This is a genomic window from Actinomadura luzonensis (genome assembly GCF_022664455.2).
Taxonomy (GTDB): Bacteria; Actinomycetota; Actinomycetes; order Streptosporangiales; family Streptosporangiaceae; genus Nonomuraea; species Nonomuraea luzonensis.
Genome location: NZ_JAKRKC020000001.1, coordinates 1,454,032 through 1,478,417, shown reverse-complemented (window position 1 = coordinate 1,478,417; position 24,386 = coordinate 1,454,032). Strand labels below are relative to the sequence as shown.

Annotated in this window: 24 protein-coding genes; 10 read left to right on the top strand and 14 right to left on the bottom strand. The window is 73.0% G+C overall.

The features are described from left to right. Positions 1 to 12 precede the first annotated feature (12 nt). Genes MF672_RS07020 through MF672_RS07010 form a run of 3 tightly spaced genes read left to right on the top strand, consistent with a single transcriptional unit; the run spans position 13 to position 4,268 of the window. Positions 13 to 672, top strand: coding sequence for a response regulator transcription factor (locus tag MF672_RS07020; RefSeq protein ID WP_242377841.1), 660 nt, complete (start codon positions 13 to 15; stop codon positions 670 to 672). Between the two features lie 51 nt (positions 673 to 723). Beyond that, complete coding sequence (locus MF672_RS07015) at positions 724 to 2,499, top strand: ABC transporter (RefSeq protein ID WP_242377793.1); 1,776 nt, start codon at positions 724 to 726, stop codon at positions 2,497 to 2,499. Beyond that, complete coding sequence (locus MF672_RS07010; protein WP_242377796.1) at positions 2,496 to 4,268, top strand: YfjP family GTPase; 1,773 nt, start codon at positions 2,496 to 2,498, stop codon at positions 4,266 to 4,268. The genes MF672_RS07015 and MF672_RS07010 overlap by 4 nt, the downstream gene beginning before the upstream one ends. Positions 4,269 to 4,278: 10 nt before the next feature. Here the strand turns inward: MF672_RS07010 and MF672_RS07005 are convergent, their stop codons facing one another. The 6 genes from MF672_RS07005 to tdh all read right to left on the bottom strand — a co-directional run bounded on the left by MF672_RS07005 (position 4,279) and on the right by tdh (position 9,506). Then, complete coding sequence (locus tag MF672_RS07005; RefSeq protein WP_242377798.1) at positions 4,279 to 4,686, bottom strand: hypothetical protein; 408 nt, start codon at positions 4,684 to 4,686, stop codon at positions 4,279 to 4,281. Positions 4,687 to 4,741: 55 nt separating this feature from the next. Next, a complete protein-coding gene (locus MF672_RS07000) occupies positions 4,742 to 5,608 on the bottom strand; it encodes a hypothetical protein (protein WP_242377800.1) in 867 nt (288 codons plus the stop codon). Further along, a complete protein-coding gene (locus MF672_RS06995) occupies positions 5,605 to 6,147 on the bottom strand; it encodes an RNA polymerase sigma factor (protein WP_242377801.1) in 543 nt (180 codons plus the stop codon). Before MF672_RS06995 ends, MF672_RS07000 begins: the two co-directional genes overlap by 4 nt. Before the next feature lie 80 nt (positions 6,148 to 6,227). Then, the gene (locus MF672_RS06990) at positions 6,228 to 7,151 is read right to left on the bottom strand and encodes a LysR family transcriptional regulator (protein ID WP_242377802.1); all 924 of its coding nucleotides are present in this window, start codon (positions 7,149 to 7,151) and stop codon (positions 6,228 to 6,230) included. Between the two features lie 13 nt (positions 7,152 to 7,164). Beyond that, complete coding sequence (locus MF672_RS06985) at positions 7,165 to 8,334, bottom strand: glycine C-acetyltransferase (protein ID WP_242377803.1); 1,170 nt, start codon at positions 8,332 to 8,334, stop codon at positions 7,165 to 7,167. Further along, positions 8,334 to 9,506, bottom strand: a complete 1,173-nt coding sequence (tdh, locus tag MF672_RS06980) for an L-threonine 3-dehydrogenase (RefSeq protein WP_242377804.1) — start codon at positions 9,504 to 9,506, stop codon at positions 8,334 to 8,336. The genes MF672_RS06985 and tdh overlap by 1 nt, the downstream gene beginning before the upstream one ends. A gap of 166 nt (positions 9,507 to 9,672) precedes the next feature. Between tdh and MF672_RS06975 the strand changes: the two genes are divergently transcribed. From MF672_RS06975 to MF672_RS06955, 5 genes are all read left to right on the top strand, one after another. After that, positions 9,673 to 10,803, top strand: coding sequence for an ROK family transcriptional regulator (locus MF672_RS06975; RefSeq protein WP_242377805.1), 1,131 nt, complete (start codon positions 9,673 to 9,675; stop codon positions 10,801 to 10,803). 138 nt (positions 10,804 to 10,941) lie between these two features. Next, positions 10,942 to 12,213 carry an ABC transporter substrate-binding protein gene (locus MF672_RS06970; protein ID WP_242377806.1) on the top strand — a complete coding sequence of 424 codons (1,272 nt, stop codon included), beginning with the start codon at positions 10,942 to 10,944 and terminating at the stop codon, positions 12,211 to 12,213. Beyond that, on the top strand, positions 12,210 to 13,085 hold the full coding sequence (locus tag MF672_RS06965) for a carbohydrate ABC transporter permease (protein WP_242377807.1): 876 nt from the start codon (positions 12,210 to 12,212) through the stop codon (positions 13,083 to 13,085). Before MF672_RS06970 ends, MF672_RS06965 begins: the two co-directional genes overlap by 4 nt. Beyond that, entirely contained in the window at positions 13,078 to 13,890 is an 813-nt protein-coding gene (locus MF672_RS06960) for a carbohydrate ABC transporter permease (RefSeq protein ID WP_242377809.1), read from the top strand. The genes MF672_RS06965 and MF672_RS06960 overlap by 8 nt, the downstream gene beginning before the upstream one ends. An 11-nt stretch (positions 13,891 to 13,901) precedes the next feature. Continuing rightward, entirely contained in the window at positions 13,902 to 15,098 is a 1,197-nt protein-coding gene (locus tag MF672_RS06955) for a Gfo/Idh/MocA family protein (protein ID WP_242377811.1), read from the top strand. Positions 15,099 to 15,133: 35 nt separating this feature from the next. Here MF672_RS06955 and MF672_RS06950 read toward each other — a convergent pair whose 3' ends face one another. The 7 genes from MF672_RS06950 to MF672_RS06920 form a co-directional block, all read right to left on the bottom strand. After that, the gene (locus tag MF672_RS06950; protein WP_242377814.1) at positions 15,134 to 16,210 is read right to left on the bottom strand and encodes an SPFH domain-containing protein; all 1,077 of its coding nucleotides are present in this window, start codon (positions 16,208 to 16,210) and stop codon (positions 15,134 to 15,136) included. 2 nt (positions 16,211 to 16,212) lie between these two features. Then, positions 16,213 to 16,644, bottom strand: a complete 432-nt coding sequence (locus MF672_RS06945) for an NfeD family protein (RefSeq protein WP_242377816.1) — start codon at positions 16,642 to 16,644, stop codon at positions 16,213 to 16,215. 102 nt (positions 16,645 to 16,746) lie between these two features. After that, positions 16,747 to 17,889, bottom strand: coding sequence for a L,D-transpeptidase (locus MF672_RS06940; RefSeq protein WP_242377818.1), 1,143 nt, complete (start codon positions 17,887 to 17,889; stop codon positions 16,747 to 16,749). 94 nt (positions 17,890 to 17,983) lie between these two features. Further along, positions 17,984 to 19,087 carry a fumarylacetoacetase gene (fahA, locus tag MF672_RS06935; protein WP_242377820.1) on the bottom strand — a complete coding sequence of 368 codons (1,104 nt, stop codon included), beginning with the start codon at positions 19,085 to 19,087 and terminating at the stop codon, positions 17,984 to 17,986. After that, positions 19,084 to 19,857 (bottom strand): hypothetical protein, encoded by a 774-nt coding sequence (locus MF672_RS06930; RefSeq protein ID WP_242377823.1) that lies wholly within the window; start codon positions 19,855 to 19,857, stop codon positions 19,084 to 19,086. The genes fahA and MF672_RS06930 overlap by 4 nt, the downstream gene beginning before the upstream one ends. Next, on the bottom strand, positions 19,854 to 21,023 hold the full coding sequence (locus MF672_RS06925; RefSeq protein WP_242377825.1) for a homogentisate 1,2-dioxygenase: 1,170 nt from the start codon (positions 21,021 to 21,023) through the stop codon (positions 19,854 to 19,856). Before MF672_RS06925 ends, MF672_RS06930 begins: the two co-directional genes overlap by 4 nt. Positions 21,024 to 21,103: 80 nt before the next feature. After that, complete coding sequence (locus MF672_RS06920) at positions 21,104 to 21,733, bottom strand: IclR family transcriptional regulator (RefSeq protein ID WP_242377827.1); 630 nt, start codon at positions 21,731 to 21,733, stop codon at positions 21,104 to 21,106. Positions 21,734 to 21,804: 71 nt separating this feature from the next. Between MF672_RS06920 and MF672_RS06915 the strand changes: the two genes are divergently transcribed. Together MF672_RS06915 and MF672_RS06910 are read left to right on the top strand one after the other, a co-directional pair. Beyond that, positions 21,805 to 22,464: a hypothetical protein gene (locus MF672_RS06915; protein WP_242377829.1), complete on the top strand. Its 660-nt coding sequence runs from the start codon at positions 21,805 to 21,807 to the stop codon at positions 22,462 to 22,464. Positions 22,465 to 22,541: 77 nt separating this feature from the next. Continuing rightward, on the top strand, positions 22,542 to 23,003 hold the full coding sequence (locus tag MF672_RS06910; protein ID WP_242377831.1) for a hypothetical protein: 462 nt from the start codon (positions 22,542 to 22,544) through the stop codon (positions 23,001 to 23,003). On the opposite strand, the gene MF672_RS06905 is transcribed toward MF672_RS06910, so the two are convergent. Then, entirely contained in the window at positions 22,988 to 24,247 is a 1,260-nt protein-coding gene (locus MF672_RS06905; RefSeq protein ID WP_242377833.1) for an MFS transporter, read from the bottom strand. The two genes, MF672_RS06910 and MF672_RS06905, sit on opposite strands and share 16 nt — an antisense overlap. Between the last annotated feature and the right edge of the window lie 139 nt (positions 24,248 to 24,386).

The window sequence follows — 24,386 nt, the reverse complement described above, 5'->3', positions numbered from 1 at the left end:
GAGGCGCTGATCATGGTGGTGGACGACGAGCCCAGCATCAGAGATCTGCTCTCCGCCAGCCTGCGCTTCTCCGGGTTCGAGGTGCTGACCGCCGCCGACGGGCAGGAAGCCGTCGAGGTGGCCGAGCGCGCCTCGCCCGACCTCGTGGTGCTCGACGTGATGCTGCCCGACCTGGACGGCCTGGAGGTGGCGCGGCGCATCGACGCCCCCGTGCTCTTCCTCACCGCCCGCGACGCCACCGAGGACAAGATCGCGGGGCTGCGGGTGGGCGACGACTACGTGACCAAGCCGTTCAGCCTGGAGGAGGTCCAGGCCCGCATCCGCGCGGTGCTGCGGCGCACCCGCACCGAGGGCGCGCCCGCCAGCCGCCTCAAGGTCGCCGACCTGGAGCTGGACGAGGACTCCCGCGAGGTGTGGCGGGCCGGCCGGCAGGTCCGGCTGTCGCCGACCGAGTACAAGCTGCTGCACTACTTCATGGTCAACGCCGGGCGGGTGCTGTCGAAGGCGCAGATCCTCGACCACGTCTGGAACTACGACTTCGGCGGGGACGCCGGGGTGGTCGAGTCGTACGTGTCCTACCTGCGGCGCAAGGTCGACGACGTGGAGCCCCGGCTCATCCACACCCTGAGGAGCGTCGGCTACGTGCTGCGGGAGCCGCCCGCGTCCGGCTGAGATCCAGCGCCCGGCCGCTGAACCCGGCCCTTCGTGGGTAGCGTGAGGCGTATGGACCTGCTGGGCGCGTTGGAGGCGTTGCGCCGGCCGCTGGACCGGGAGCTGTTCCCGCTGGCGATCGGCGAGGCGGCGGCGGATCGGCGCGCCCTGCGCGAGCTGACCGGGCAGCTCGACGACTACCTGCTGCCCCGCCTCAGGGCGCTGGACGCGCCGCTGCTGGCCGTCGTCGGCGGCTCCACCGGGGCGGGCAAGTCCACGCTGGTCAACTCGCTGGTCGGCACCGACGTGGCCGAGCCCGGCGTGCTGCGGCCCACCACGCTGACGCCCACGCTGGTCGTCAACCCGGCCGACCGGTCGTGGTTCATGGGGCAGAACGTGCTGCCCGGCCTGTCGCGGGCCACCGGGGAGGGGCCGGGCGCGCTGCGGGTGGTGCCGAGCGAGGCGGTCGGGGCCGGGCTGGCGCTGCTGGACGCGCCCGACATCGACTCCGTCGTCACCGCCAACCGCGAGCTGGCCGCGCAACTGCTCGCCGCCGCCGACCTGTGGCTGTTCGTCACCACGGCCGCCCGGTACGCCGACGAGGTGCCGTGGAGCTTCCTCCGCTCGGCCCGCGAGCGCAGCACGGCGCTGGCCGTCGTCCTGGACCGGGTGCCGCCCGAGGCCGTCGAGCCGGTCGCCCGCGACCTGGCCCGGCTGCTGGAGGAGAACGGGCTCGACGGCACGCGGCTGTTCACCGTCCCCGAGGCGGCCCTGCCCAGCGAGAAGGCGCGGCTGCCCGAGGAGTCCGTCCGGCCCATCGCGGCCTGGCTCGGCGGGCTCGCCGAGGACGCCGCCGAACGCGCCCGCGTGGTGCGCCAGACGCTCTCCGGCGCGCTCGACAGCCTGGAGACCCGGGTGCCCGCCCTGGCCGCCGCCGTCGCCCGGCAGCAGGCGGGCTTCGACGGGCTGCGCTCCATCGTGACGAGCGCCTACGCGGGCGGCCTCGCCGACTTCGACGAGGGCATGCGCGACGGCTCGCTGCTGCGCGGCGAGGTGCTGGCCCGCTGGCAGGACTTCATCGGCACCGGCGACCTCATGCGGTCCCTGGAGAGCCGGGTCGGCTGGCTGCGCGACCGGATCGTCGGCTTCTTCACCGGGCGGGTGCCGGAGACGCAGCTCAAGGAGGCCCTGGAGAGCGGCGTCGAGGCGCTGATCAGAGGCGCCGCCGACGGGTCCGCGGAGCGGGCGCTGGAGGGCTGGTCCGCCGCCCCCGGCGGCGCCGGGCTGCTCGACCGGCTCGGCGCCGTCGAGTCCGCGCGGCTCGGCCGGGCCTCGCCCGACCTCGGCAAGCGGGCCGAGGCGGCGGTGCGGGGCTGGCAGGAGTTCGTGCTGGACCTGGTGCGGGCCGAGGGCGCGGAGCGGCGCACCGCCGCCCGGGTGGCGTCGTTCGGGGTGAACGGGGCCGGGCTGCTGCTCATGCTGGCCGTCTTCGCCTCCACCGGCGGCCTGACCGGCATCGAGGTGGGCATCGCGGGCGGCACGAGCGTGCTGTCGCAGAAGCTGCTGGAGGCCGTCTTCGGCGACCAGGCGGTCCGTACGCTGACCGTCACGGCCCGCGAGGACCTGCGCGAACGCGTCCGCGCCCTGCTGGCCGAGGAGGCCGCCCGCTTCACGGCGTTGCTGGAGTCCGCCGAGCCGCCGAAGGGCACCGCCGAGCAGCTGAACACGGCCCTCGCCGGCATCCGCGCCCACCGCCACGACCTGCCCGCCGCCGCCCCGCCTGACCCGCCCGCCGCCACCACGATGGAGCTGCCGGTCGCCCGGCGGCCCGAAGGGGAGGGCCGGTGAAGCTGCTGCGCCGCAAGGAGGGCCCGTCCCTCGACACCCGGGTGACCGCGCTGCTGGAGGCGGCCACGCTGGGCGAGGGACGCCTGCCGGAGGAGCCGGTGGCCGAGGCGCGCGCGGTGGCCGAGCGGGCCGGGGCGCGCAGCGGCCTGTCCCTCGACCACACCGTCGCCGCCCTGGCCGGGGCCACCGGCAGCGGCAAGTCGTCCCTCTACAACGCGCTGGCCGGGCACGACCTCGCGACCGTCGGCGTCACCAGGCCCACCACCTCGACCGCGCAGGCCGCGCTGTGGGACGGCGACGGCGCGGGACCGCTGCTCGACTGGCTGGAGGTGCCGCAGCGCCACTCGGCCGCCCCCGACCAGGAGCTCGGCGGGCTCGTCCTGCTGGACCTGCCCGACCACGACTCCATCCGGCTCTCCCACCGCCTGGAGGTCGACCGGCTCGTCGAGCTGGTCGACCTGCTGGTGTGGGTGGTGGACCCGCAGAAGTACGCCGACGCCGCGCTCCACGAGCGCTACCTGCGCCCGCTGGCCGGGCACCGCGACGTGATGCTCGTGGTGCTCAACCAGGTCGACCGCCTGCCGCCGGCGGCCGCCGAGCGCTGCGTGCGCGACCTGCGGCGGCTGCTGGAGCAGGACGGGCTCGCCGGCGTCCCGGTCCTGCCGGTCTCGGCCCGCACCGGGGCGGGGCTGCCGGAGCTGCGGGGGCTGCTGGGCGAGCGGGTCGCGGCCCGCAGGTCCTGGTCGGCCCGGCTGGCCGCCGACGTCACCGCGGCCGCCACCCGCCTGGACGGCCGCGCCGAGCCCGTCGCGTCCTCCTCGAACGGCCGTCCCGAGCCCGCCGCGTCCTCCTCGAACGGCCGTCCCGAACCCGCCGCGTCCTCCTCGATCGGCCGTGCCGAACCGGTCGCGTCCTCCTCGAACGGCCAGGCCGGACCCGTGGCCCTGCCGAAGGGGGTGGGGCAGGGGCTCACGGCGGCGCTCGCGCGGGCGGCCGGCGTGCCCCTGGTCGTGGAGGCCGTCGCCAAGGGGCACCGGCACCGCGCGGTCGTGGCGACCGGCTGGCCGGTCACCCGCTGGGTGCGCCGCTTCCGCCCCGACCCGCTGCGCCGCCTCCGCCTCGGCGCCGCCGTGACGGCCGGGCGGCGCGGGCGTCCGGAGCTGGAGGCCGCCGGGCGCGGCGAGGTCGTCGGCCGGACGTCCGTGCCGGCCGCGTCCGCCGTGCAGCAGGCGCAGGTCGAGACCGCGATCAGGGACGTCGGCGAGTCCGCCGCGAACGGCTTGCCCGCCCCGTGGGGACAGGCCGTCCGGCAGGCGGCCCGCTCCCACGCCGCCGAGCTGACCGACGCCGTGGACCGCGCGGTCGCCACCACCTCCCTGGACGCGACCCGCCGCCCCCGCTGGTGGGGCGCCGTGAACGCGCTGCAGTGGCTGGCGTTCGCGACCCTGCTGGCGGGCGCCCTGTGGCTGGGCGCGTTGTTCGGCATGGACTACCTGCGCCTGCCCCAGCCGCCGCTCCCCACCGCGGGCCCGGTGCCGTGGCCCACGGTGCTGCTGGTCGGCGGGGCCGTGGCGGGGGTGCTGCTCGCGCTGCTGTCCCGGCTGCTGGCCTGGCTCGGCGGCCGGCGCCGCGCCCGCCGTACGGGGAAGGCGCTGCGGGCGGCCATCGCCGAGGTGAGCGGCGAGCTCGTCCTGGAGCCCGTACGGGAGGAGCTGGACCGGCACCGCCGCTTCACCGAGGCGCTGAGCCTGGCCCGCGCCGACGGGTGAGGACGGCCGGTCAGTCGCAGTGCTCCCAGTCGCTCTCCCACCACGTGCTGCCGTAGGTGCCGCCCCACTTGACGCACGTGCCGGGCGCCTTCGCCTTGACCGGGCCGGCGTAGTAGCGGTAGTTGTCCGCGTCCACGACGCCCGGCGAGCCGTACGCCCAGAGCACCGCCCGCACGTACGTGGTGTTGCCCGCCGCGCCCGTCTTCCACGTCACCACGCAGTTGGTGGAGCCGTTGTAGAGCAGGTACGTCACCGCGCTGGAGCCGAAGGCGTGGCTGTCGATGACGTGGTAGCTGCCGCCGCCGCAGGCCTCGATCGGCGAGGACGCGGCCATGGCCGGGCCGCTCAGGGTGGCCGAGGTCGCCAGGGTGGCGGCCAGGGCGAGGGAGAGGGTGACGCCTCGTTTGACGTTGCTCACGCGGAAATGCCTCCTTTGTCGCTGATGCGATGATCAACAATAGGAGACGCGGCGGTCAGGCAGGCGAGCAGCCGTACGCTTTGCGGTACTTCGCCACGTAACGGTCGAGGTCCGCGCGGTCCATCGGCGTCTCGGACACCGACAGGGTGGCCACGCCCGGCTCGGTGAGGAACCCGCCCTGGACGTGCCAGTCGTCCGGCACGGAGGCCCGCAGGTCGCTGCCGTCGTCGTTGCGGGCGAGCTCGGCCACGGAGTACTCGCTGACCCGCACCCCGCGCCCGGCCAGCAGCGCCCGCACCTCGGCGACGCTCCTGTCCAGGTAGGGGACGCAGTGCAGCGGCTCGCCCTTGGCGTTGAACTCGGTGACGTTCTGGTACTTCTCGCCCGGCCGTGCCTTCCTGCTCACCGCGATGTCGGCGACCCCGGCGAAGGTCGTGGGGATCTTGACGCCGACGGGGCAGCCGTCCAGCCGTCCGCACGGTCCCGGCGGGTAGATGCCCTTGATCTCGTCGAGGTACTCATGATCTGGAGAGGTGGGGAAGACCAGGCGCTCGTAGGCGGCGGTGGCGGGGACGACCCGCAGGGTGACCTTGAGCCCGAGGGCCCGGAGCTGCTGCTCGTACAGCTTGGGGTTGGCGTAGAGGTCCTTGATCTGGATGACGTAGTAGCCGTTCTCCTCCTTGATGTCGAGGGCGGCGGCGGGGGCGGCGGGCAGCAGCCAGGTCGCCGCGACGGCGCCGGCGGCCAGCAGCGCGCCGGCCGGGACGGCCAGCCGCAGCGGCAGGCGCCGGCGCGGGCGCGGCCGGACGGGCTCGGGGGGGCCCGCCATGATCTCGTGCATCAGCTCGCGCGCGCCCGCGCTGACACCGGTGACCGGAGGGGCGGCGAGACGGGCGACGACGCGCTCGACGTCCTGCGTCATGACTGTCCTTTCGCGAGCGAGACGGCGCGGGAGCCGTAACCGTCGAGGTCGGGGTCGAGGCCGGCCAGTTCCCTGGCCAGCCGCTTGCGGGCGCGGTGCAGGCGCAGCCGGGCGGCGCCGCGCGAGCAGCCGAGCACCTTCGCGATCTCCGGGCCGCTCAGCCCTTCCCAGGCGACCAGCGAGAGCAGCTCCCGGTCGTCTTCGGAGAGCCGCAGGAAGGCCCGGTGGGCGGTGTCACGGTGGGCGGTGTCACGGGTCGTGTCGCCGGCCGCGCCGCCGGGGGTCGCCGGCGCGGTCCAGGTGGCGGCCTCCTCGCGCAGGCGGGCGGCGAGCGCGGTGCGGCGCTCCTCGGCGCGGAAGTGGTTGGCGAGGACGCGCCGGGCGACGGCGTAGAGCCAGAGCCGGGCCTCCTCGCCCTGGGGGACCGCGCTGAGGCGGCGCCAGGCCGTGGTGAAGGTCTCGGCGATGACGTCCGCGATGTCGTCCGGCGACCCGGCGCGCCGTCGCACGTAGCTGGCGACCGCGGGATAGTACGTCATGTACATCTCCTCGAAACGTCGTTCGGGCTCAGGCGGCCCGTTCGGATCGGCGAACACGTATGAGGAGATGTCCGGATAAGTCAGGGTGTTTCAGGCGTGCTCTCGCCGCCGAGCGACGACGCCACCGCCCGCAACGCCGTCAGCAGCGGCCGCACGACGGGATGCGAGTCGGCCCCCCGGCGCACGGCGGCGAAGACCCGGCGCTCGGCCGCCCCCGGGGTGCGGCGCACCACCACGCCGGCCGGCGCCATGTCCCGCAGCGCCAGCCGGGGCACCAGCGCCACCCCGGCCCCGGCCCCGACCAGCGCGACCACGGCGCGGAAGTCGTCGGAGCAGTGCGCGAAGTCGGGCGTGAAACCCGCCTGCTGGCAGGCGAACGTGATCACGTCGTGCACCGGGTTGCCCGGGTAGGGGCCGATCCACCGCTCGCCGGACAACGACCCGAGCGTGGCCGAGCCCGCCAGCGGGTGGTCGCGCGGCAGCACCAGGTCGAACGGCTCGGCGTACAGCGGCAGCCGCGACAGGCGGCGGTCGGCGGCGTCCGGCGCGCCCCGGTACTCGACCGCGACGGCGAGGTCCGCCTCCGCGTCCAGCAGCATGGCGAGCCCGTGGTCGCCCTCGGCGTCGAGCACCCGCACCTGGATGCCGGGCGCGCTCGCGCGCAGCGCGCTGATCGCAGGGGACAGCACGGCGCTGATGGCCGTGGCGAAGCAGGCCACGGTCACCTCGCCGGCCTCGCCCGCCGTGTACGCCGCCACGTCCGCCCGCGCCCGTTCGAGCTGGGCCAGCACCTCGTTGGCGTGCCCGAGCATGATCTTGCCGACGGCCGTGAGGTGCACCCCGCGCCCGTCGCGGGTGAACAGCCGGTGCCCCACCTCGTGCTCCAGCGCGCCGAGCTGCTGCGACACCGCGGACGGGGTGAGGTGCAGCGCCGCCGCCGCGGCGGTGACCGTGCCGTGGTCGGCCACCGCACGGAGCGTGCGCAGCCGCCGCGTGTCTATCACGAGGCGAGCATACTTACCCGCGCGCCTGGACGAAGGCGGCGACCGCCCGGTCCACGTCCTCCTCGCTGTGCGCGGCCGAGAGCTGCACGCGGATGCGCGCCTGCCCGTGCGGCACCACCGGGTACGAGAACCCGACGACGTAGATCCCCAGCTCCAGCAGCCGCTCCGCCATGGCCCCGGCCGCCGCCGCGTCGCCGATCATGACCGGCACGATCGGGTGGTCGCCGGGCAGGATGTCGAAGCCGGCCTCGGTCATCTCGCCGCGGAAGCGGGCGGTGTTGGCGCGCAGCCGCTCGCGGGCCTCGTCCGAGGTCTCCAGCAGGTCGAGGATGCGCAGCGAGGCGGCGGCGATGACGGGGGCCAGCGAGTTGGAGAACAGGTAGGGGCGCGAGCGCTGCCGCAGCAGCTCACAGATCTCGCCGCGGGCCGCGACGTAGCCGCCGCTGGCCCCGCCGAGCGCCTTGCCGAGGGTGCCGGTGACGATGTCGACCCGGTCGGTGACGCCGTGCAGCTCGGGCGTGCCGCGGCCGGTGGGCCCGACGAAGCCGACGGCGTGGGAGTCGTCCACCATGACCATCGCGTCGTAGCGGTCGGCGAGGTCGCAGATCTCGCGCAGCGGGGCGAGGTAGCCGTCCATGGAGAAGACGCCGTCGGTGACGATCAGCCGCCGGCGCGCCTCGGACGTCTCCTTCAGCCGGGCCTCCAGCTCGGCCATGTCGCGGTTGGCGTAGCGGTGGCGCTGGGCCTTGGACAGGCGGATGCCGTCGATGATGCTGGCGTGGTTGAGGGCGTCGGAGATGACCGCGTCCTGCGCGTCGAGCAGGGTCTCGAAGACGCCGCCGTTGGCGTCGAAGCACGAGCTGTAGAGGACGGTGTCCTCCATGCCGAGGAAGTCCGACAGCCGCGACTCCAGCTCCTTGTGCACCTCCTGCGTGCCGCAGATGAAGCGCACCGACGCCATGCCGAAGCCCCACCGGTCGAGCGCCTCCTTGGCCGCCGCGACGACCTCGGGGTGGTCGGCGAGGCCCAGGTAGTTGTTGGCGCAGAAGTTCAGCACCTCGCGGCCGGCCACGCCGACCTGGGCGCTCTGCGGGGTGGTGATCACCCGCTCGGGCTTGAGCAGGCCGGCCTCGGCGATCTCGTCGAGCGTGGCCCGCAGCTGCTCCCGCACGTTGGTGAACATCAAGCGCTCCTGTCCATGGTCGCGGCCGCTTCGGCCTCCGTTGGCTCGTTCCTCGCGCTCTCCGGCCGAGCTCCTCCGCTCCTGTCCATGGTCGCGGCCGCTTCGGCCTCCGTTGGCTCGTTCCTCGCGCTCTCCGGCCGAGCTCCTCCGCTCCAATCCAGGATGACCTTGCCCGTACGGCCGCTCGCCGCCGTGTCGAAGGCGGCGTCGAAGTCGCGGTAGTCGTAGCGGTCGGTGATGACGGGGGAGAGGTCGAGGCCCTTCTCCAGCAGCACGGACATGTTGTACCAGGTCTCGAACATCTCCCTGCCGTAGACCCCCTTGATGGTGATCATGGACGTGACGACCGTGGCCCAGTCGATCGCGAACTCCTCGGCGGGCAGCCCGAGCATGGCGATCCTGCCGCCGTGCGTCATGTGCGCGATCATGTCGCGCACCGCGGCCGGGTTGCCGGACATCTCCAGCCCGACGTCGAAGCCCTCCCGCATGTGGAGCCGGCGCATGCCCTCCTCGATCGAGGAGCGGGAGACGTTGAGCGCGAGGGAGACGCCGAGCTTGCCGGCCAGGTCGAGGCGCTCGTCGCTGACGTCGGTGATCATCACGTTGCGCGCGCCGACGTGCGTGGCGACGGCCGCCGCCATCAGGCCGATCGGCCCGGCGCCGGTGATCAGCACGTCCTCGCCGACCAGGGGGAAGGACAGCGCGGTGTGGACGGCGTTGCCGAACGGGTCGAAGATGGCCGCCACGTCGGGGTCGACGGGGACGCGGTGCACCCACACGTTGGCGGCCGGCAGGGTGAGGTACTCGGCGAACGCGCCGTCGCGGTTGACGCCGAGCCCGACGGTGTTGCGGCACAGGTGGCGGCGGCCGGCCATGCAGTTGCGGCACTTGCCGCAGACCAGGTGGCCCTCGCCGCTGACGAGGTCGCCGACGGCGACGTCCTCGACGCCGGGCGCGACCTCCACCACGTGGCCGCAGAACTCGTGGCCGACCACGAGCGGCAGCTTCAGCGTGTGCCTCGCCCAGTCGTCGTACTTGCGGATGTGGAGGTCGGTGCCGCAGATGCCGGTGCGCAGCACGCGGATCTTCACCTCGCCGGGCCCGAGCTCGGGCTCGGGCACGTCCACCAGCCACAGGCCGGGCTCGGCCCTCTCCTTGACCAGCGCTTTCATCGCCCTCACTCCCCCCAGGTCGAACCTAACGCACTGTGCCCGGTCCGCTCGCGAGGTGTCCATCGAGGAGTTCTTAAGTGCCCCCACAGCTCAGCTTCACGCGGTCCCGTGAGCAGGCAGAATTACGCAATGAGCTTGAAGATGACGTGGACCCGGAGGTAATCAGGTGCGACAGCAGAGCGGTGACGCCTCCCTCCTGCGCAGGCTCAACTCGGCGGCGGTCCTGCGCGTGCTGCGCGAGGTGGACGTCGCCACGCTGGCGGAGCTGGCGCGGGCGGCCCGCGTCTCGCGGCCGACGGCCGAGACGATCGTGGACGGCCTGGTCGCCGAGGGCTGGGCGGAGGAGTGCGAGGAGCCGGGCGACCGGCAGCGGGGGCGGCCGGCCCGGCGCTTCCGGTTCCGGGCGGCGGCCGGGCACGTGCTCGGGCTGAGCATCGGCGGCTCCAGCCTGCGGGCGATGGTCGCCGACCTGGCCGGCACGGTGGTGGCCGCCGGTCGCGCGCCGAACCACCGCGATCTGCCCGCGGCGGAGCGGCTGGACGCCGTCGCCGCCCTGGCCGCCGAGGTCGCCGGCGAGGCGGGGCTGGCGCTCGGCGGCCTGGCCGCCGCCGGCGTCGGCACCACCGGCACCGTGGACGCGGCGGGCCGGGTGGTCAAGAGCGTCGTCCTCGGCGACTGGACGGGCCTCGACCTGCGGGGTGAGCTGGCCCGCCGGCTGCCCGTCCCGGTGCTGGTGGACAACGACATGCGGCTCGCGGTGCTGGCCGAGCACTGGCGCGGCGCCGCCCAGGGCCGCTCGGACGTGGTCTACCTGTTCACCGGCGACCGCATCGGCATGGGCCTGCTGATCGGCGGCCGGCCGCACCGGGGCGCGCACGCGGCCGGCGGCGAGATCGGCGCGCAGCCCAACGACAACTGGACGGCGTACCGGCACGTCATCGACTACGCGATGGCGGCGGAGCCGGGGGAGCTGCGCTCGATGCGGCAGAGCGCCGACTTCGCGATCGCCCGCGCCCGGGCGGGCGACGAGCGGGCCGCGCGGGCGGTGCGGGAGCTGGCGCGCGGCCTCGCGGCGGGCCTGGTCACGGTGGTCAATCCGCTGGACCCCGAGCTGGTCGTCATCGGCGGCAGCCTGGCCGCGGCCGGCGACCTGCTGGTGGATCCGGCGAGGGAGGTCTTCGAGCGGTACTGCCTGTATCCGCCGGAGGTGGTGTCCTCGGGGCTGGGCAGTGAGTGCATCACGATCGGCGCGGTCCGCCTGGCCTTGGACCACGCCGACGAGCACCTTTTTACGTAGCCCGCTTGCGTAATCCTGGGTCACAGAACGGCCACAAAGCACCTCCCGTGCGTAGATCTGCAGGATTAAAGCTAGTTGTTTGCATAATTAGGCGCTAGCCTCCAGGTCACTTGGTACTGCCCTGAGAGGTTGAACGACATGACCCGGAAGGTGTGGGCGCTGCTGTGCGCCGGCGCGATCGTCATCGGAGCGGCGAGCTGCTCGGCCGCGGACGAACCCGGCTCCGACGGCGGCAAGGTCACCATCAGCTACGGCATCTGGGACAAGAACCAGAAACCCGCCATGGAGAAGATCGCCCAGGAGTTCACGAAGGCCCACCCGGACATCCAGGTCAAGGTGGAGCTCACGCCCGGCTCCAAGGAGTACTGGCCGAAGCTCCAGACCGCCGCGGCCGGCGGCAGCGCCCCCGACGTCTTCTGGATGAACGGCCCCCGCGTCGGCCTGTGGGCCTCCCAGGGCGCCCTCGCGCCGCTGTCCGAGCGGATCGCCGCCGACCGGTTCGACACCTCGAAGTTCCCCAAGTCGCTCAACGACCTCTACACGCTGAACGGCAAGCAGTACGGCATCCCGAAGGACTACGACACGATCGGGCTCTGGTACAACAAGGACCTGTTCGACCGGGCCGGCGTGAAGCACCCCGACGCCTCCTGGACCTGGGACGACATGCGGGCCGCCGCGAAGAAGCTGACCGACCCGGCCAAGGGCGTGTGGGGCATCGGCGCCCCCGCCTGGCCGCAGGAGCTCTACTACAACACGATCTACCAGGCCGGCGGGTACGTGATCTCGCCCGACGGCAGGAAGTCCGGCTACGACGACCCGGCCACCATCGCCGGCCTCCGCCTGTGGGTGGACATCCTCACCGCCGACAAGTCCTCGCCCACCATCAAGCAGACCCAGGACACCGACCCGATCCAGCTCTTCCAGAACGGCAAGCTCGCCATGTTCTGGGACGGCTCCTACGACGCCATCGCCTACAACGGCACCGAAGGGCTGAACGCCGGCGTCGCCCCGCTGCCCGCCGGCCCCAAGGGCAAGGCGACGATCATCCACGGCCTGGCCAACGTCGTCTACGCCAAGTCCAAGCACCCGGACCAGGCCTGGGAGTTCGTCAAGTTCCTCGGCTCCGAGGCCGCCAACCGCATCCAGGCCGAGAGCGGCGCCGTCATCCCCGCCTACACCGGGCTGGAGGAGACCTGGGTGCGGTCCATGCCGAAGCTGGACCTCAAGGTCTTCGTCGACCAGGTGCCGGACGCGGTCCCGTACCCGAGGTCGCTGAACACCGCCGCCTGGTCGGCCAAGGAGAGCGAGCTGCTCAGCCAGGCGTTCTCCGGCGCCAAGGACCTCGACGCCACGGCCAGGGAGCTGGCCGCGTTCATGAACGACGCGCTCGCCAAGGAAGCCCAGGGATGAACCGGCGGGAGTGGGCGTGGGGCTATCTGATGATCGCCCCGCTCGTGCTCGGCCTCGGCGTGTTCTTCCTGTGGCCGGTGGCGCAGTCGGTCTACTACAGCTTCACCGACTGGACGTTGTTCGGCGGCAGCACGTGGGCCGGGCTGGACAACTACGCGCGGCTGCTGCGCGACCCCGAGGTCGGGCAGGCGCTCTGGAACACCTTCCAGGTGATGGTGCTCGGGCTGCTGGTCGTGCCGCTGGCCGTGCTCGTCGCGGCCCTGCTCAACACGCGGGGCCTGCGCGGCGTCCCGGTCTACCGCACGCTGTACTTCCTGCCCGTGGTCACCATGCCCGCCGCCGTCGCGCTGATCTGGCGCTGGCTCTACAGCGGCGAGTACGGTCTGATCAACTACCTGCTCTCCCTGGCCGGTGTCAGCGGCCGCTCGTGGATCGCCGACCCCCACACCGCGCTCTACGCCGTGATCGTGGTCTTCATCTGGACCTACGTCGGCTACTTCACGGTGATCTTCCTGGCCGGCCTGCAGGGCATCCCCGCCCACTTGTACGAGGCCGCCTCCATCGACGGCGCGGGCCGCGTCCGGCAGTTCTTCTCCATCACGCTGCCGCTGCTCACCCCCACGATCTTCTTCACCTCGGTGCTCATGGTCATGTACGGCCTGCAGATGTTCGACCTGCTCTACCTGATGTTCGGCAAGGGCTCCCCGGCCTGGGCCGACAACAAGACGATCGTGCTGCTCTTCTACACCAAGGCCTTCGAGGAGGGCGCCAAGGGCTACGGCGCGGCCATCGCGGTCGTGCTCATGGCCGTCACCCTCGCCATCACGGCCGTGCAGTTCCGGCTCCAGCGGAAGTGGGTGCACTATGCGTAGCGGACGCCTGTGGCCGGTGCACGTCGTGCTCGCGGTCGGCGCGGCGGCGATGGTGCTGCCCTTCGTGTGGGAGGTGCTGACCGCGCTCAAGACCTTCACCGAGTCCACCCGCGTGCCGCCGGTGTGGGTGCCGTCCTTCGCCTGGTCGAACTTCGCCGAGGTGTGGAACAGCACGCCGTTCGTGCGGCAGTTCGCCAACACGGTGGTCATGACGGTGGTGCGGACGCTGGCGCAGCTGCTGTTCTGCTCCCTCGCCGCCTACGCCTTCGCGCGGCTGCGCTTCCCCGGCCGCAACGCGGTCTTCGTGGTGCTGCTGTCCGTGCTCATGGTGCCCGACCAGCTCTTCCTCATCCCGCAGTACCAGATCGTGCAGGGGCTCGGGCTGCTCAACACCCTGCCCGCGCTGTTCCTGCCGGGCATGTTCAGCGCGTTCGGCACGTTCATGCTGCGCCAGTTCTTCCTGGGCCTGCCGGACGAGATCGAGGAGGCGGCCCGGCTGGACGGGGCCAACCCGCTGCGGATCTTCTGGAGCGTGATGCTGCCGCTGGCCCGGCCGGGGCTGATCGCGTTCGGCGTGCTGACCGTGCTGTGGTCGTGGAAGGACCTGATGTGGCCGCTCATCGTCAACACCGAGCCTGAGAAGATGACGCTGTCCGCGGGGCTGTCGGCGTTGCAGGGCGAGCACGTCACCGAGTACCCCGTGCTCATGGCGGGCTCACTGATGGCCACCCTGCCGGTCATCGTGATCTTCGTGGTGCTGCAGCGGCAGCTCATCGCGGGGATCGCGTTCACGGGCTCGAAATAGGAAGGACGTTTGTGAAAGACCTGCGCATCGGAGTCATCGGCCTCGGCCTGCGGACGAGTCTCGCGCTGCACGCGCACCGCCCCGGCCGGGGGTCGGTCGTGGCCGCGCTCTGCGACTCCGACCCCGGGGTGCTCAAGAAGCAGTCCGCGCTGTTCGAGGGCGCCGAGCTCTTCGCCGAGGACTACCGCGAGCTGCTCGACCGCCCCGACCTCGACGCCGTCATCGTCAACACCCCCGACGACACCCACGAGCGCATCGCCGTCGACTGCCTGGAGGCCGGCAAAGCCGTCTACCTGGAGAAGCCGATGGCGATCACGGTCGAGGGCTGCGACGCCGTGCTGCGCGCCGCCCGCCGCACCGGCACCCGCCTGTACGTCGGCCACAACATGCGCCACATGGGCGTGGTCCGGCTGATGCGCGACATCATCCGCAAGGGCGTCATCGGCGAGCCGAAGACCGTCTGGGTGCGGCACTTCGTCTCCTACGGCGGCGACTACTACTTCAAGGACTGGCACGCCGACCGCACCCGCACCACCGGCCTGCTGCTGCAGAAGGCCGCGCACGACCTCGACGTCGTGCACTGGCTGGCCGGCGGCTACACGACCCGGGTCAACGCCCTCGGCGACCTCATGCTCTACGGCGACCTGCCGCGCCGCGCCCCCGGCACGCCGCGCCCGGAGAGCTGGCTGCGCGAGTACGAGTGGCCGCCCACCGCCCGCCGCGACCTGCACCACGTGGTGGACGTCGAGGACGTCTCGGTGATGAACATGCGCCTGGACAACGGCGTCATCGCCGCCTACCAGCAGTGCCACTTCTCGCCCGACTACGTGCGCAACTACACCGTCATCGGCACCGAGGGGCGGCTGGAGAACTTCGGCGACGGGCCGGGTGACACGGTCAAGGTCTGGAACACCGGGCCGACCGGGTACCGGGACGACTGCGACATCGCGTACAAGGTGCCGCAGGCGCAGGGCTCGCACGGCGGCGCGGACGCCGAGATCGTGGCCGAGTTCTGCAGGTTCGCCCGGGACGGCGGGGCGACGGACACCTCACCGGTGGCCGCGCGGATGAGCGTGGCGGCCGGCTACATGGCCACCATGTCGCTGCGCGACGGCGGCATGCCGTACGACGTGCCGCCGCTCGACCCCGGGCTGGTCGCCTACTTCGACAACGGCCAGACGGAACCGGGCCCCGCCCCCGCACCCTGACCGGGTGAGGAGGCCGGGCCGGGATCGTGCGGAGGTCAGCGTTCGGCCTCGGTGGGCTTGCGGTCCAGGTCGGGGAACGGCGAGGGCTCCTGGAGGCCCGGCGTGAGCTGGCGGGGGCCCTTGGGGTCGGCCTCCTGCGCGTCGGCGACGGCCTCGGCCGCGGCCTCCGCCGCGCGGGCGGCGTCCTCCTCGGCCGCCGAGCTCTCCGGCGCCTCCTCCTCGCGGGTCGCCGCCGAGCGCGGCAGCGCCTCGGTGAACGCCTTCGACACCCCGGTCAGCGCCGAGGTGACCTCGCTCGGGATCACCCAGAACGTGTTGCCCTGCCCCTGCGCGAGCTGCGGCAGCACCTGGAGGTACTGGTAGGCGAGCAGCTTGGGGTCGGGGTCGTTGCGGTGCACGGCCTGGAAGACCTGGTCGATGGCCCGCGACTGGCCCTCGGCCTCCAGGATGGCCGCCGCCCGCGAGCCCTCGGCGCGCAGGATCCGGCTCTGCTTGTCGCCCTCGGCGGTGAGGATCTGCGACTGGCGCTGGCCCTCGGCGGTGAGGATGGCGGCCCGCTTGTCGCGCTCGGCCCGCATCTGCTTCTCCATGGCGTCCTTGATGGTCTTGGGCGGGTCGATGGCCTTGATCTCGACCCGGTTGACCCGGATGCCCCACTTGCCGGTGGCCTCGTCGAGCACGCCGCGGAGCTGGCTGTTGATGGTGTCGCGGGAGGTCAGGGTCTTCTCCAGGTCCATCGAGCCGACCACGTTGCGCAGCGTGGTGACGGTGAGCTGCTCGACGGCCTGGATGTAGTTGGCGATCTCGTACGCCGCCGCCCGCGGGTCGGTGACCTGGAAGTAGAGCACGGTGTCGATCTCGACGACCAGGTTGTCCTCGGTGATGACGGGCTGCGGGCGGAAGGACACGACCTGCTCCCGCAGGTCGATCATGGGATAGACCCGGTCGATGTACGGGATGACGAAGTTGAGCCCGGGCTTGAGCGTGCGGTGGTAGCGGCCGAGCCGCTCGACGTTGCGGGCCCGGGCCTGCGGCACGATGCGCACGGCCTTGAGCACGGTGAAGACGGCGAACAGGATGACGAAGATGCCGACCAGCAAGAGCGGATCCATGCCTACTCCCGGGGATACACGAGGGCTGTCGCCCCCTCGATCTCGATGATGTCGACGGTGGCCCCCGCGGGAATCACGAGCGTCTCGTCGTAGGCGCGCGCCGACCATTCCTCGCCCCCGACGCGTATCCGCCCCTCGCGCCCCGTCACCTCCGAGATCGTGTAGGCGGGCTTGCCGACGAGGGCTTCGACGCCGAACCGCTGGAGCTGCGGCTGCTTGATGTGCCGCAGCGCGAGCGGCCGGACGACCATGAGGCCGGCCGCGGAGGAGGCCGCGAAGAAGAGTAACTGCAGGGGCACCGGCAACCCGATGGCGGCGGTCGCGGCGGTGAGGAGGGCGGCCGCGCCGAGCAGCCCGAGGGCCGCGGTGAAGGTGAACAGCTCCGCCACGCCGAGGACGACTGCGAGGATTACCCAGATGACCCATTCATCCATGTCCGGCCCTCCTGTATGCACAACGGGCCCGTTGCGTGGGTGGTTCCCCCCTCTTCTACCGTAGCCCCGTGCCCGCGGTGCCGGCACCACTCACCTGCGGCGTCAGCCTTTCGTGAGCGCGCTTCCCTGTATCCATTTCTCCCACGGGAGCTGCCAGAAACCCCATCCGTTGTCCCATTCGAGCGGGCGGTCGGTGCCGGTGATGGTGACGGGGTCGCCGCGCAGGGAGTTGTCGTAGAACCAGGCGGCCTGGTCGGGGCGGGCGTTGACGCAGCCGTGGCTGACGTTGGCGCGGCCCTGGGCCCACACGTTGTCCTTGGCGTGGACGTACTCGCCGCTGTCGGAGACGCGGACCGCGTGGTCGATGAGCAGGTCGTAGTAGCCGGGGTCGCCCTCCTCGCGGCCGGGGGAGACCATGCGGACCGGGTTGCCCTTGTCCATGGTGAGGTGCACGCCGCTGGTCGTGGTGTACTCGCGGGTGGTGGCCATGCCGGCGCTGATGGCCATGCGCTGCACGACCCGGCCGTCGCGCTCGACGGTCATCTGGTGCGTACGCGTGTCGACCGCGCTGGTCTGCCGGCGGCCGACGGTGAAGGCGAAGGTGGAGTCGGCGGCCCCGTACACGCCGCTCGCCGCGCGCACCCCGGCCAGGTGCGCGGTGACGGTGACCCGCTGCCGGGGCGCCCAGTAGCGCCGGGTGCGGTAGACGGCGCGGGTGTCGCTCACCCACCGCCAGGCGCCGTCGGCGGGGTGGGCGGCGCGCACCTCCAGCGCCCGCTCCACGGCCGCCTTGTCCTCGACGGGCCGGTCGAAGTCGAGGACGACCGGCATGCCCACCCCGACGGTCTCGCCCGGCAGGGGCGTGCGGGCGGCGAGGCCGAGGGCCTGCTCGGCCGGGCGGGTGCGGAAGCGGCCCATGGTGACCGTGGCGGGGCCGCTCGCGCCGGTGGCCGTGGCGGTCACGGTGTACTCGGTGCCGGGTCTGAGCGTCCAGTCGGAGCGCCAGATGCGGCGGTCGGCGTCGAGTCGGCCGGGCACCGGGTCGGCCCCCGCGTACGCCGCCACCTTGCTCAGCGTGCCGCCCGACGCCCTGATCACCAGCCCGCGGTCGGGCCGGGCGCGGGTGCTGTCGAGGGCCGGCGCGATCTGCACGACCGGCGGCGTGGCCGGGGTCTCCGCGGTGACCGGGCCGCAGCCGCACACCGCGCAGACCAGGCACACCAGGAGGAAGGCGACACGAAGCATCGCGGCACGCCGCATGAGAGGGAACTCCTGCTGTCCGAGGGAAGGGGTGCCTCCCAGGGTAGCGGCCCGTCAGCGGTCGAGCACGTTGAGTCACCTATACGACAGTTCCGGAAACCTCCCCCAACGTCACCTCGCCGGCGGTGGCCCTGATCGTCACGGTGTCGCCGTCCTCCAGGAACGTGCGCGTCTCACCGTTGCCGAGCTTGATCGGGTCGGTGCCGTTCCAGGTCAGCTCGATGAGCGAGCCCCGCTCGCCGCGCTCCGGCCCGGAGACGGTGCCGCTGGCGAACAGGTCGCCGGTGCGCAGCGCGGCCCCGTTCACGGTCAGGTGCGCGAGCATCTGGTCCGGCGTCCAGTACATGGACGCGTACGGCGGCCGGGAGACCACCTCGCCGTTCAGCAGGATCTCGACGGCGATGTCGAGCCCCCAGTCCGCCTTGCGCCGCAGGTACGGCAGCGGCTCCGGGTCCTGCGCCCGCCCCGGGACGCGCGGCAGCGCCTCCAGCGGCGTCACCCACGGCGAGACCGACGTGGCGAACGACTTGGCCAGGAACGGCCCGAGCGGCCGGTACTCCCACGACTGGACGTCACGCGCGCTCCAGTCGTTGACCAGCGTCACCCCGAACACGTGGTCCTCGAACGCCCCGGCGGACGTGCCCAGCTCGGTCGGCACGCCGACCACGAACCCCAGCTCGGCCTCCACGTCCAGCTTCCGGCACGGCCCGAACTCTCCCGCGCCGAGCTGCCCCTGCGGCCGCCGCACCGGGGTCCCCGACACCACGACCGTGCCGGCCCTGCCGTGGTAGCCGACCGGCAGGTGCCGCCAGTTGGGCATCAGCGGCTCGGCGTCCGGCCGGAACATGCGGCCGACGTTGCTCGCGTGCTCCAGCGAGCAGTAGAAGTCGACGTAGTCGGCCACCTCGAACGGCAGGTGCAGCTCGACCTGGTCGAGCGGGACGAGGTGCGCCTCCACCACGGACAGGTCGCTGGTCAGCTTCTCCTGGATCAGCGCCCGGGTGTCGCGCCAGGCCGCGCGCCCCCTCGCCATGAACGGGTTGAGCGACGGCGCGGCGAACACCTCGTCGTGCAGCGCGGCGGTGAGGTCGAGCACCCTGTCGCCGTAGCGCACCCCGACGCGGGGCGCCTGCCCCGGGCAGGAGAAGACCCCGTAGGGCAGGTTCCCGATCCCCCAGCTCACCGTTCCTCCTCGATCAGTCCGAGCGCGCGCAGGTCCTCCACGGGCGTGTGCGTGCTGCAGGAGCCGTAGCTCACCAGCAGCCGCCGCGCCCGCTTGGCGGTCTCCTCCGGCACGGCCCGCGCCATCCGTACCAGGTGCCCCACGTCGGTCGTGCGCAGCACGTGCGCCGGGTCGCGGCCCTCGACGGCCTCGCAGACGGCCAGCAGCAGGTTGAGGAACCCGTGCCGGTCCACGCCGAGCGAGGGGTCGAAGTGCCGCACCGCGTGGTGCAGCCCGGCCGTCGCCTTGAACGGCACGTCGCGCTCCACGCAGAACCGGATGAACTGCGCCAGGTGCTCGACCGGCGGGAAATCCTCGGCCGAGGCCCCGCCGCAGCGCACCTTGAGCCCCACCCCGTCGGGCACCTCGACGGCCATCCTGCCGGGCTTGACCTCGGTGAACAGCCGCACGCCCGCGGGCAGCGCCAGCCGCTCGGCCAGCGCCTCGACTGTCTCGTCCGGCGGCAGCGGCGTCTCGACCAGGTCGACCGGCAGGCCGCCGAGGTCCGGCAGCCGCTCGGTGTCGAGGATGACGCCGAGGCGGCGCGGCCGGTGCTCCTGGCCGCGCAGCCGCTCCAGCCGGCTGGCCGGGCACAGGAAGCGGTGCGTCAGCACCGGGTCGCCGCTCTCCGCGTCGCGCCGGTTGCGGGCGAGCGCCTCGTCCATGTGCAGGGACGTGGGCGGGAACAGCCCCGCGTCGTCCACCAGCGCGACGTACAGGGTGCCGGTCACCGGGCCCACGTCCAGGCGTAGCCGGGGTCCTCGCAGGCCAGGGCGGCCGGGCCGAGGTCGAGCGGGCGGAAGGTGTCGACCATGACGGCCAGCTCGCTGGTGGTCGTGACGCCCTTGGCCACCGCGTCGATGACCGCCTCGACCGCGCCGGGCTGCGGCCCGTGGGTGAACCCGGCCGGGTGCAGCGAGACCGAGCCGACGTCGATGCCGGAGCCCTTGCGCGCCGAGTAGTCGCCGCCCACGTAGAACATGAACTCGTCGGAGTCCACGTTGTGGTGGTTGTAGGGGATCGGCACGGCCTCCGGGTGGTAGTCCAGCGGCCGCGGGCAGAACGAGCACACCACGAACCCCGGCCCCTCGAACGTCTGGTGCACCGGCGGCGGCGCGTGCGTCTTCTTCACGACCGGCTCGAAGTCGTTGATGTTGAACGCGTACGGGTACAGGTAGCCGTCCCAGCCCACCACGTCGAACGGGTGGTGGCGGTAGACCAGCCGGGTCAGCCCGCCGCGGGTGCGCACCAGCACCGGCACCTCCTCGCCCTCGGCGAGCAGCGGCTCGGCGGGGGCGCGCAGGTCGCGCTCGCAGTAGGGGGCGTGCTCCAGGAACTGGCCGTACTGCGACAGGTAGCGCCTGGGCGGCCTGATGTGCCCGGCGGCCTCGATGGCGAGCACGTTGACCTGGCCGTCCGGCACCCAGCGGTGGATGGTGCCGGTCGGGATGACGACGTAGTCGCCCTCGCCGGCCTCGATCGCGCCGTAGGTGGACTCGAAGCGCACCCGGCCGCGCTGCACGTAGACGCACTCGTCGCCCATGGAGTTGCGGTACAGCTCGCTCGGGCGGTCGCTGGTGGCGTACGACAATCGGACGTCGCCGTTGCCCGCCAGCAGCAGGCGCCCGCCGACCAGGTCGCCCGCGCCGGACAGCTCCTGCGTGCGGAAGTGGCGCGGCGACAGCGGCAGGTTGGGCTCCAGCCGTGCGCCGGTGACCGGCTCGACGGCCTCGGCCTTGACGATGGCGGTCGGCAGATGGCGGTGGTAGAGCAGCGAGGAGTCGGACGAGAAGCCCTCCTCGCCCATCAGCTCCTCGGCGTAGAGGCCGCCGTCCGGCTTTCTGAACTGCACGTGCCGCTTGCGCGGCACCTCTCCGACGACCCGGTAGTACGGCATCCGGCCCCTCCATGCCCGTCCGACTATCGGACGTAGGTGTCCTCTATGTGCGAATACCGTCCGCCATGGGTGGGAAGATGTCAACCCAGGGCGGCCGACAGCTCGGCGGCGGCGGCCACCACCCGCGGCCCCGCCCCCTCGCCCAGCGGTCCGAACGTCACCACCCCCACCGACGCCTCCAGCCACGGCAGCCCGGTGACCGGTGCCGCCACCCCCCGGGCTCCCTCCTGCAACTGCCCCTCCGTGACGAAGTAGTCGCCCCGCCCCTCGCGCAGCGCGAGGATCGCCCGCCCCGCCGCGCCCAGCGCCAGCGGATGCCGCGAGCCCTCCCGGTAGGCCACGTGCATGTCCGTCCAGGACGGCTCCACCACGGCCACGGCCAGCCCGTCGTCGCCCTCGGCCACCGTCAGGTGCGCGGTCGCCCCCACCTCCTCGGCCAGCCGCCGCAACGTCGGCACCGCCGCCGCCCGCAGCAGCGGCTGCACGGCCTGGGCCAGCACCAGCACGCCGAAGCCCAGGTGCACCCGGCCCTCGGCGTCGCGGCGCACGAAACCCTCGTTCATCAGCGTCGTCAGCAGCCGGTACACCACCGGCCTGCTCAGCTCCAGCTGGGCCGCCAGCTCGGTCGGCGTCCGCCCGGCGCCGCCGTCGGCGAGCAGGCGGAGCAGACGCAGCCCACGTTCCAGGGTCTGAGCGGATTCAGCGGCCATGCGAACGATTATCTAGTGACGCTGTGCTCCTACGGGGGTACGTAGGGGGATAGAAGAGCCGGGGGGTAAAGATGCGGCAAAGGTGGGTTTTCCTGCTCGCCGGGCTGGCCATGTGCGGGCTGACCGCAGCCGTGCCGTCCATCACCACTCCTGGCACCACCCCTGGCACCACTCCCGGCGCGCCGCTCGCGCTCATGGCCGGCCGCACCCCCATCCACAGCCCCGAGGGCGTCCTGGTCGAGAACACCTTCTACCTCACCCAGGGCATCGAGGTGGCCCAGCAGCTCCTGCCCACCGCCAAGGGCGTCGCCTTCCGGCCCGGCTACCTCGCCGTCGGCGTCAGGGTCGACCAGGGCGGCCGGCTGTACGGCAAGCCCGAGCGCCTCGGCACCTACGTCGCCCCGGTCCGGCTCTGCACCGGCCCCGCGTGCCGCGAGGAGCAGGTCACGCTCGTGGTGCTGGGCAACGTCCCGTGGGAGCCGCGCGAGCTGACCTTCCCCGGCCGGGCCGGCGCCCCGCTGGACGGCGAGATCGGCGTCAACGGCGGCCCGCCCGGCGTCGTCCCCACCTTCACCGTCACCGACTACGCCAAGCTGCCCGAGGGCGTGAGCATCGGCCCCGACGGTCACGTGGGCGGCGTGCCGAGGGCGGCGGGCATCTCGGAGGTGCCGGTGCGCATCTGCGTGGCGGGCAACTGCGCGGGCGTGGTGGTCCGGCTGATCGTCGTGTGAGGGGTAGGGCGCGCCCCACCACGGCTCGGGGGACCGCGGGCATGACCAGGGCGTTCGCCGCGGCGCACACTCTCGGCATGGACATTCTCACCGAGAGCCGCAGGCTCGACCCGCCGCCCGTCGTGCACACCGCCGCCCTGCTCTGGCTGGCCGCGGTCGCGTTCGGCGCGTTCGAAACCGTCCTGGTCGTCACCAGGGAGTTGCTGGAGGGGGCCGCGCCCGGCGGCCTGCTGCCGCAGGTGCTGTTCCGGCTGGCGATCTTCACCGGCGCGGTGTTCCTGGCGCTGCGGCTGCGGCACGGCCGCAACTGGGCGCGCTGGACGCTCGCCGTCGCCCTCGGCGTGTTCGGCACGCTGTCGATGGTGCTGGAGCCGCTGCAGTGGCTGCTGGCCGGCGGCGACGTGGCGGCGGCGACGGCCGCCTGGTCGGCCTGGGACTGGGCCTTCGCCGCCAGCCGCGCCCTGCACGTGACGGCCGTGCTGGGGGCGGTGACGCTGATGTTCCAGCCCCGGGCCAACGCCTACTACGCCTCGGCCTGAGCCTCCCTGGGCGCGGCCGGGGCCGGGGCGCGCAGGTTGCGCACGCCGGGGGCGAGCAGCGCGGCCAGCGTGCTGACCACGATGATGACGGCGCAGCCCAGCAGCGACGCCTCCGCGCCGAACCGCTGCGCCGCCGGCCCGGCCAGCAGCAGCCCGATCGGGCCGAACATCAGCGACCCGAGCATGTCGTACGAGCTGACCCGCGACAGCGCCTCGGCCGGCACCTCCCGCTGCATGGTGGTCTGCCAGAGCACCCCGAACACGTCGAAGCACACCCCGAGCACGAACGACCCGGCCACGATCGCCCACAGCGGCGCGTCGGCCCCGAGCAGCAGGTACGGCAGCGCGGGCGGCAGGCACAGCAGCACCCCGACCAGGATCGGCCGGGCCGGCCGGACCCGGATCGACACCAGCACCCCGACGAACATCCCGACCGCCTCGCCCGCCAGGAACGCCGACCAGGCCGCCGGCCCGCCCAGCCGCTCCTCGGCCAGCAGCGGCCCGAGCACCCCGTGCCCCGCCTCGAACGCCATGATCAGCAACGAGAACTGCGCGACCACCACCCAGAGCCACTGGCGGCTGCGGAACTCCCGCCAGCCGTCCCGCAGGTCCTTCAGCACCGAGTGCCGCTCGCCGGGCGGCCGGTCGTCCTCGTCCATGCGCAGCAGCGCGATGAGCACGCCGGCCGTGGCGAACATCGCCCCGCTGACCACCAGCGCCCACCCGCTGCCGAACAGCACCACCGTGCCGCCGCCCAGCACCGCCCCGGCCACGCGGGAGGTGTTCGCGCCGAGGCCGAGCAGCGCGTTGCCGGACTGGAGCCGGTCGGGCGGCACGACGTCGGGGATGATCCCGGTCAGCGCGGGCAGCGCGAGCGCCGTGGCGACGCCGGTGAGCGCCGCCGCGACCAGGAGCGCGGGCATCGGCGTCCAGCCGGCCAGCATCATGACCCCGAGCGCGAGGTACCCGGCGGCGGCCAGGGACTCGCCGGCCGTCATCACCCGCTGCCGCGGCAGCCGGTCCGCGATCACGCCGCCCACCAGCGTGAACACGATCATCGGCAGCGACGCCGCGGTCATCACCACCGACAGCGTGGACGCGGTCGCGCCCGGCAGGTCGAGGACGCCGAACGCCAGGGCCACCGGTGCGAACGCCGCGCCGAGCACGGACAACGTCCGCCCGGACAGCAGCAGCGCGAAGCGGCGGTCCCGGAGCAGCCCGAGATCGCGTGCGTAACTGTGCAACGGTAACCCCCCTACAAAACGGTCAAAGCCTGCCATCCGGTCGCCTGTCTTGTCACCCGATAAAAAAGACCGGGTGCGGAATATGCAGGGGTTTGGCAAGAATCGCGGCCCCCTTCTCCCGTAACTTGCTAGGTCCCTC